General features: G+C 72.6%; 1 protein-coding gene. It reads right to left on the minus strand.

Features of this window, described 5'->3' with window-relative positions:
• Positions 1–2,453: terpene synthase family protein (locus tag FNQ90_RS19445; protein ID WP_228471403.1), on the minus strand; the 2,453-nt coding region annotated here is incomplete at its 3' end.
• Positions 2,454–2,527: the final 74 nt, after the last annotated feature.

Genomic DNA, 2,527 nt, shown 5'->3' on the forward strand with positions numbered 1-2,527 from the left:
GCGGGGATGCGGGCGGCGGAGGTGCCGAGGCCGAGAGGGAAGAGCGGGATCGTCGGCAGGGCCGGGGTCGCGTCGGGGTCCCCGGTCGGGGCGTCCCCACCGGCCTCGTCGCCCTCCGCGCGGGCGGTCGGCACGGGCACCGGCTCCGTGGGAGTCGGAACGGTGGGGGTCGGAACGGTGGGCGCGGCCGGCGCCGGTGGGTCGAACGCCGCGGGGGCCGAGGACCCGAACAGGACCGGGAAGGCACCCGCGTCACCCGCCGTGGGCGGTTCGGCGGCGTCCTCCCGCAACTCCGCCTCCTTGTACCGGCGGCAGTCGCGGTGCCAGCGCAGGATGCCCGACAGCCAGTGCTCCAGGTCGGTGACGTAGGAGTCGAGGACCGCCCGGGCCTCGTCGTCCAAGCCGAAGTCGTCGTACAGCACCGGAAGTTCGTTCTTCGCCACCAGCCGGAACTGCTCCAGGCGGGACTCCATCAGGGCGTGCGTCATCCGCAGGGCGGTCGGGTAATCGCATCCGAAGAAGTTCTGGGCGACGAGCACCGCGTTGTGCACCTCGCCCTCGTACTCGATCTCCTTCTGGTACGAGAAGACGTCATTGAGCAGGCAGGCCCAGTCGGCGGCGGAGTTCTCCAGGGAGCGCATCGGCCCGCTGCGGTAGATCCCCTCCGGGATGCGGCGCCCGTGCCCGAGACGGCACAGGCTCATCGTGAAGTCCGAACCGAAGGTCAGCCGGCGCATCTCGATGTAGTCCACCGGGTCGGGCACCCGGTGCGCCGCCTGGTTGTCCAGCTCCCACAGCCAGCTGTCGACCATGTCGCGGAAGGTTTTGCGGAAGGCCCGGCGCGCCTCGACCGTCATCGGTCCGGCGGTGCGCCGCCACAGGTCGGCGAGGCCGCGTTCCAGGGCGTTGGTGGGCTCGGGGGTCGCCGAGGGATCCTCGATCGGGGTGAACAGCTTCAGCCGGTCCGTGCAGGCCCGCGCGCCCGCCAGGTCACGGGTCCGCCCGAAGACGACCGGGTAGTAGTCGTCGCCGTACGTGCCCCAGGTCAACCAGGCCGAGGTGATGTTCAACTGCTCGGGCGTGGCGTCGGGGTGGATGCCGGCCGCGCACAGCGGGAAGTCGTAACCGGCGAGTTTCGCCCGGCTCCACACGTTCGAGCCGGGAACGCCGGGTTGGGCGCGCAGCATGCCCATCCGCTCGCCCCACTCCACGGTCTCGCGGCGGGCCGCGTCCAGGTGCGGGCTGAGCCGAAGGGGGAACGGCATCCGGAGGTCCGGGATCACCGAGGGCCCCACGGGGTGCGGTACGTGCCCGTGCCGGCGCAGACCGCGCGCCCCGGCGAGGGCGCTGCCGAGGACGGTGCGCAGGGTGCCGGCGAGGTCGGCGGCGGAGGTGCCCAGGCCGGCGGGCCGCAGCCAGGGTTCGGCGACGGCGCCACCCGGCCCGGCGGCCCCGGCGCCCCGGGTCGCGGCGGCGGCCCCGCCGTTGTTCATGTACCGGCTGGAGCGCAGGTGCCACTCGTGGCCGCCGGCCTGCCAGTCCTGGAGCCCCTTGGCGTAGGCGAGGACGGCGGCGCACTGCGCGGGGTCCAGGCCGTGGGCGGCGAACAGCGGGGTCAGCTCGGTCAGCGCGGTGTGCTCGAACTGCTGCACCCGGGAGGTCAGCAGGTCGTTGACGGCCTCGGCGGCCTCCCTCGTGGAGCAGTTCAGGAAGGTCTCGATGACCAGCACGCCGTTGCTCAGCTCACCCTCGTCACGCACCTCCCGCTCGTAGGAGAAGAGGTCGTTGCGCAGGTGGACGGCGTCGGAGAAGGCGTCGCGCAGCACCCGCAGCGGGCGGGTGTCGGCGACCGCCTCGGGGACCTCGGCGCCGGCGGCGAACTCCACCAGTCCGGCCGACCAGGGGGCGCCGCCGACCTTGCGGCGCATCTCGATGTACTCCAGGGGGTTGGAGATCCGGCCGGCGTCGATGTTGGCCAGTTCCCACAGCGACTCGTGGAGCAGGTTCTCGGTGCTCTCGACGAACCGGCGGCGCCAGGCCGGTGACATCGCCGGGACGGTGCGGGCCCACAGATCGGCCAGTCCGGCCTCCACGGGGTTGGTGGGCTCGGGGAAGCCCTCGGCGGGGTCGAGGGGCATGAAGCGCGGCAGCCGCTCCAGGTAGGCCTTGCCGGCGGAGCGGTCACGGGTGCGCTTGAAGGTCTCCAGGAAGTGGTCGTCGAAGAAGAACACCCACACGTACCAGTCGGTGACCAGGGAGAGCACCTCGGCCGAACAGTCGGGGTGGGTGTAGGCGCACAACAGGGCGTAGTCGTGGGCCTCCAGGTCGGAGGTGCTCCAGATGCCGGAGCCCTCCAGCATCCCCATCCCCCGGGCCCACTCGCGGGTGTGCCGGCGGGCCTCCTCCAGGTGGGGGTTGAGGCGGGCGGGGTACGAGAGGTAGAAGTCCGGCAGCTCGAAGGGTTGTTCGTCCCCGGTGGCGTCCCGGGAGGCGTCCCCGGCGGGGGACGCCTCCCGGGACTGTCTGT

Source organism: Streptomyces alkaliphilus (genome assembly GCF_014141535.1).
In the GTDB taxonomy this organism is placed as follows: domain Bacteria; phylum Actinomycetota; class Actinomycetes; order Streptomycetales; family Streptomycetaceae; genus Streptomyces; species Streptomyces alkaliphilus.